Source organism: Flavobacterium sp. 270 (genome assembly GCF_004368785.1).
GTDB lineage: Bacteria > Bacteroidota > Bacteroidia > Flavobacteriales > Flavobacteriaceae > Flavobacterium.
This window is the reverse complement of record NZ_SODM01000013.1, coordinates 1-6,979: the sequence shown is the minus strand read 5'-3', so window position 1 is coordinate 6,979 and position 6,979 is coordinate 1. Positions and strand designations below refer to the sequence as shown.

2 protein-coding genes are annotated in these 6,979 nt (G+C 36.6%); both read left to right on the top strand.

What is annotated here, in order from left to right:
* On the top strand, positions 1 to 6,210 hold a 6,210-nt coding region (locus EV144_RS24000), incomplete at its 5' end, for a non-ribosomal peptide synthetase (protein WP_134151673.1).
* A gap of 98 nt (positions 6,211 to 6,308) precedes the next feature.
* A partial coding sequence (locus tag EV144_RS23995) for a condensation domain-containing protein (protein WP_243854744.1) occupies positions 6,309 to 6,979 on the top strand: 671 nt, incomplete at its 3' end.

Below are 6,979 nucleotides of genomic sequence, written 5' to 3'. Positions count from 1 at the left end.
AAACTTTCTCCGTTACAGCAAGGGATCTACTACCACTGGCTCTCTGATAAATCCAACCCGATGTATTTCGAGCAGATGTCCTACAGGATAAAAGCCCCTGGTCTGAGTATTGCCTCTATCGAAGAATCGTATACTAAATTAGTATCCCGACATGGGGTACTGCGAACAAGTTTTACCTACGATCTGAGTGACCACCCTTTACAATTGGTGAGAAAGCAAGTCGCAAATCATTTTTCATACCGTCAAATCCCCCAGGGGATCGCACCGGCAGATTATATAGCGTTAGTAAAATTAGAAGACAAGACATTAGGATTTGATCTGGAAACCCCTTCACAGATGCGACTTGGGGTACTGGATCTGGGTGATGAGCAGTATGAATTCATATGGAGCCACCATCATATTCTCTCCGATGGCTGGTGTATGAGTATTTTAATTAAAGACTTCTACCAGCTCCTGCATGCGACAGATCAGAAGACCCCGCTGGATTTACCCAAACCCATTGCGTATTCGAACTATATCCAATGGTTAGATCGTGTTAATACACAGGAATCTCTTGGTTATTGGAAAACATATTTACAAGGCTATGAGCATGTTGCCAGAATCCCGTTTACAACAGGATCAAAGCAAAATAATACCTATTTAGAATCCAAAGAAAGACTTATAATAGAGGGTGATTTATATGCAGGATTAAATGAACTCTGCGCAGAGATTGGAGTGACCCAAAACACATTTATGCAAGGGGTATGGGGTTATTTATTATCCAAATATAATAACACTCAGGATGTTGTCTTTGGAACTGTGGTCTCAGGAAGGCCAGCAGATTTGGAAGGAGTTGAGGATATGATCGGATTGTTTATCAATACCATTCCGGTAAGGGTAAGGTATAATGATGGAGATACTCCGTTGGATTTATTAAAACAAATCCAGCAGGAATCGATCTGGAGCAAAGCGCACCATTATATGAACCTCTCAGATGTTCAGTCCCAAAGTGAAGTGGGCATGAACCTGATCGGCCATATTATGGCTTTTGAGAATTATCCGGTACAGGATATTGTCAAGGCCGATATGGAAAACAGCGAAAACCAGCTCACCGTAGAATCTATTGAAGTATTCGAACAAAGCAATTATGATTTTCACATTACAATGCTTCCTTCGTCGTTGTCATTGATTGTTGAACTTAATTACAATTCTAATATATATGATGCGCAGCTTATTAAAAGAATTACCCATCATCTTTTTAATCTGGTAAAAGCATTTAGTGTTCATAAAACCAGCGCTTTAAACAGCCTTGATTATTTAACCCCGGAAGAAAAAAATCAATTGTTAGTTGGATTTAATGGTGTAGCATTAGAACCGCTTACAGACTATACTTTGGTCAATTTATTTGAAGAGCAGGTTGAAAGAACCCCTGATAATGTAGCTGTTGTTTTTGAACAAACAAAACTCACGTATCAGGAACTTAATGAGAAGTCCAATCAGCTAGCCTATTATCTGAGAGAAAACTACGCTATCAGAGCAGATGATCTGATAGGGATAAAGATGGATAGAACCGAAAACATGATTATAACGATCTTGGGAATATTAAAATCTGGGGCCGCTTATGTTCCTATAGATGTTAATTATCCGCAAGACCGCATCGCATATATCGAAGAGGATAGCAGCTGTAAAGCCGTTATTGATGAGAATATTTTAAATAATTTTATACAGGTTCAGGATAAGTTTTCAAAGGAAAATATTGCAAAGATTAGTACCGCTAATGATTTAGCTTATTTGATTTATACTTCAGGATCTACCGGAAAACCTAAAGGAGTAATGGTGGAGAATAAAAATGCAGTTGAATTGATTAATTGGTCTCGATTTGAATTTGATTCATCAAAATTTGAAGTGATGTATGCTACAACTTCCTACTGTTTTGATATGTCAGTTTATGAAATTTTCTATACTTTATCGATAGGAAAAAAAATAAGAGTTCTAAGAAATGCATTGGAAATAAAGGATTATATAAATAAAGAAAGCAAAATTGTATTAGATACTGTGCCTTCTGTAATTCGAAAGCTATTAGAGGATAATTTAGATTTAAAGAATATAGTTTTTATTAATATGGGTGGTGAAATAGTGCCGCTTGATATTGTTAAAAAACTTCCAACAAATAGAATAGAAGTCAGAAATTTATATGGTCCTTCAGAGGATACGACCTATAGTACGTGTTATTTAATACAAGATAAAGAATATAAAACAATTCCTATTGGCAAACCACTTTCCAACACCCAAATTTACATATTGGATGATTCATTTCAACTTTTACCAATTGGTGTCACTGGAAAAGTATATATATCAGGGGCAGGATTGTCACGAGGTTATCAAAACAGAGCCGAGCTAACCCAGGAGAAATTTATTCTTAATCCTTTTATCGAGGGAGAAAGAATGTATGATACAGGAGATTTGGGCCGATGGTTACTAGACGGAAATATAGAATATATTGGAAGAAAGGATCAACAAGTTAAAATTCGCGGTTTCCGCATCGAACTTGAGGAGATAGAGACTGCCATTTTACAGTATTCCGAGGATTTAAAACAAGTGATAGTAGAGGCAAAAGAATCCAACCATGAGAAGGTTCTGATTGCTTATTTTACAACTTCAGAAAGTATAGACAAATCAGCATTAAGGAGTTTTCTTCAAGGAAAATTACCCGATTATATGGTTCCTGGTTTTTATATCGAACTGGATGAGTTACCGCTGAATCCAAATGGAAAAATAGACCGTAAAGCCTTGCCCGGAGTAGAAGGAGAAGACCTTATACGAGGAGAATATGTATTACCAAAAAACAAGAAAGAAGAAGAGCTTGCTACCATATGGCAGGAGGTACTTGGAATTGAAAAAGTAGGGGTAACAGATAACTTTTTTGAATTAGGGGGACACAGTTTATCAGTAGCTCAGGTAGTGAACAGAATCCATAAACAATTTGGAAAAACGATTACGATTAAATTGTTTTTTGCAAACCCAACCATTGAAAAATTAAGTAAAGAACTGCAGGAAAGCGAATATATCGCGATCCCGAAGGCACCTAAAAACGAATCTTATCCCTTAACGGCTTCTCAAAGGGGATTATGGATCATGAGCCAGTTAGAAGGCGGTTCACTGGCGTATAATATGCCCGGAGCAGTTTTGTTAAAAGGAAATATAGATACCAATAAATTCGAAGAATCGTTTAGGCTTTTACTACATCGTCATGAAATACTACGAACGTATTTCAAAGCAGATAACAAGGGTGATATCAGGCAATATATTATCCCGGGAGAACAATTAGATTTTAAGATATCCAGTGAAGACTTCAGTTTTACGGAAAACCAGCAAGAAGCCATTGCAACGTATATAAAAGAAAGAAAACATGAGATTTTTGATTTAGAACAGGTACCTCTTTTAAGAGCTTCGCTGTTGAAGTTAAAAGAACAGGAGTATGTTTTCTTTTTATCAATGCATCATATCATTGGAGACGGCTGGTCTATGGAACTGCTGGTGTCTGAAGTTGTAGAGACCTATAACAGATTAATACAGGGTAAAAAAGTTGATTTTCCTGAATTGGGCATTCAGTATAAAGATTATGCTGTTTGGCTCAATGACACATTGCAACAAGCCAAAAATCAAGCTTCTGAAGCTTATTGGCTGAATCAATTTGCGGGAGAGCTGCCTGTTTTAGACCTTCCGAGTTTTAAGACACGTCCTTTGGTTAAGACCTATAATGGGGCTAATATCAGCCATCATTTTTCGCAAGCATTTTTAGAGGAACTAAAAGCATTTTCAAAAGCGCAGGACGTTACGTTGTTTATGACACTTATGGCCGGGATCAATACTTTATTATATAAATATTCAGGTCAGAATGACATTATAGTGGGAACATCAATAGCCGGCAGAGAGCATCCTGATTTAGAGAATCAGCTGGGGTTGTATTTAAATACACTTGCTATCCGCACGAGATTTGAACCGGACGACAGCTTTTTAGATCTGGTATCAGCCCAGAAAAATACGCTTTTAGGCGCTTATGAACATCAGAATTATCCATTTGACGCCTTAGTAGGAAAGTTAAATCTGCAGAGAGATCCGAGCCGTTCCGCATTATTTGACGTTTCGGTTGTTTTGCAAAATCAGAGTCAATTGAATAATCTGAAAGGAGAAGAACTGAGAGACCTTGAGATGGGACCTTATGAATTTTCCAGCGCTACCGCCCAGTTTGATATTATTTTTACTTTCGTCGAATCAGATGGATTGAGTTTAATGATTTCCTATAATACAGATATCTATGAGGAATATCTGATCGAAAGAATGTTTACCCATTTTGAAAACCTGATAAGAGAATCGATAGAACAGCCCGAAAGGTTGATGAAAGAGATTGACTACTTAACATTTGAAGAACAGAATCAGTTATTGGCAGCATTCAACGATACAAATGCAGCGTATCCAAAAGAAAAGACAATCATAGATTTATTTGAAGAACAGGTTAGAAAAACACCAAATAATATTGCCGTTATTTTTGAAAATAATAAACTAACGTATCAGGAACTTAATGAGAAGTCGAATCAGTTGGCTTATTATTTAAGAGAAAATTATGCAATTAAACCAGATGATCTGGTGGGAGTAAAGCTGGCTAAAAGTGATAAAATGATTGTAGCTCTTTTAGGAGTATTGAAATCCGGAGCAGCATATCTTCCAATCGACGTTAATTATCCTCAAGACCGCATAACTTATATTGAACAAGATTGCAAATGCAAGATAGTTCTCGATGAAGAGGAAATGATGTTATGTAATTTAGAAAGATATAAATATGGAAAAGAGAATCCGGACCCTATTAATAAGTCAGGTGATTTGGCCTATGTCATTTACACTTCAGGTTCTACAGGACAGCCTAAGGGCGTTATGGTGGAGCATAGTAGTAATGTCAATATGTCCTTGAATCAGATTAAAACCTTTGGTATTACCCAAAACGACAAAGTAGTCTGGTTTGCTTCTGTTGCTTTTGATGCTTCCATATCCGAGATTATGATGAGTTTGTACAGTGGTGCCACCTTATGTATTCCGAGTGAAGAAACCATTAAAGATAAAGAAGAGTTTGTAAAATTTCTAAAAGCCAAGCAATCAACAGTTGTAACTTTTCCTCCGAGTTATTTAGCTTTATTGAGCAATGAAGATCTCTCAGGACTAAGATGTATTATTACCGCCGGTGAATCAGCTGATCCTGGTACAGCCCTGAGAGTTACAGCATCAGAAATCGCGTATTATAATGCTTATGGTCCTACAGAGTGTGCCGTTTGCGTATCTATTTATCAATCAACAGGAAATGCTGTAGAGAAAAGAGTTATTCCTATCGGTAAATCTATATCCAACACTCAGATTTACATCTTAGATGATGCGTTGCAGATTGTTCCAATAGGTTCTTCTGGAAAGCTGTTTATATCAGGCGCAGGAGTAGCCCGCGGGTATTTGAATAAGCCAGAGCTTACCCAGGAGAAATTCATTGCTAATCCTTTTATAGAGGGAGAAAGAATGTATGACACAGGAGATCTCGGCCGTTGGCTTTCTGATGGCAACATTGAGTTTATGGGCAGAAAGGACTATCAGGTTAAGATTCGCGGATTCCGCATCGAGCTTGGTGAGATTGAGCATGCCATTTTGCAATATGAATCTGATTTAAAACAAGTAGTAGTAGAGACAAAAGAATCCAATGAAGGAAAAGTTTTGATCGCCTATTTTACAGCTTCAGAAAGCATTGACAAATCAGAACTGAGAAGTTTTCTTCAAGACAAACTACCCGATTATATGGTTCCGGCGTTTTACGTAGAACTTGATGAATTACCTCTTACTCCAAATGGAAAAATAGACCGTAAAGCTTTGCCTGGAGTAGATGGAGAAGACCTTATCAGAAATCAATACGTAGCCCCAAGAAATGAAACAGAGGAAAAACTGGCTGCCATATGGCAGGAGGTACTGGGAATTGAAAGAATTGGAGTAACAGATAACTTTTTTGAATTAGGAGGAAATAGTTTGTCAGTTACAAGATTAATGAATCTTATCTATAAAGAAATTGATGTAAAAATTACTTTCAATGACATATTTAAAAATATGGTATTGGAAAGCCAGGCCACTTTAATCGAAAATATACAGATGACTTATGCGGTAAATCTAGATAATGAAACTACTGAAAATTTTATTTTTTAAAAAAGCTAACTATCGTATTAGAAAAATAAAACTGGAAAAAACAACAGTAATGAAAATGGGGTTAGAAGAACAATTAAACAGTAAATTCCAATAAAATAATGCAAATACTACTTAAAAAATTATTTCAATCAAATGTGAATATTGAGGTAATTGATGGAAAACTAGATATTAAAGCTCCAGTTGGAGTTATTACAGAAGATATATTAAATGAAATAAAATTTTATAAAAAAGATTTAATTGATTTTTTCAGTCGATATAAAGGAGATAGTGAATATATTGGAATCCCGAAGGCACCTGAAAGTGAATCTTATCCCTTAACGGCTTCTCAAAGACGATTGTGGATAATGAGCCAGCTGGAAGGCGGTTCGCTGGCGTATAATATGCCAGGAGCAGTTACGCTAAAAGGAAATATAGACACCGATAAATTCGAAGAATCGTTTAGGCTTTTAATAAATCGTCATGAAATACTACGAACATATTTCAAAGCAGATAATAAGGGTGATATCAGGCAGTATATTATCCCAGGCGAACAATTAGATTTTAAGATATCCAGTGAAGACTTCAGTTTTGCAGAAAACCAGCAAGAGGCTATTGCAAAGTATATAGAAAAAAGAAACCAGGAGATCTTTGATTTAGAACAGGCGCCTCTTATAAGAGCTTCGCTGTTGAAGTTAAAAGAGCAGGAGTATGTGTTCTTTTTATCGATGCATCATATCATTGGAGACGGCTGGTCTATGGAACTGCTGGTTTCTGAAGTTGTGGAGGCCTA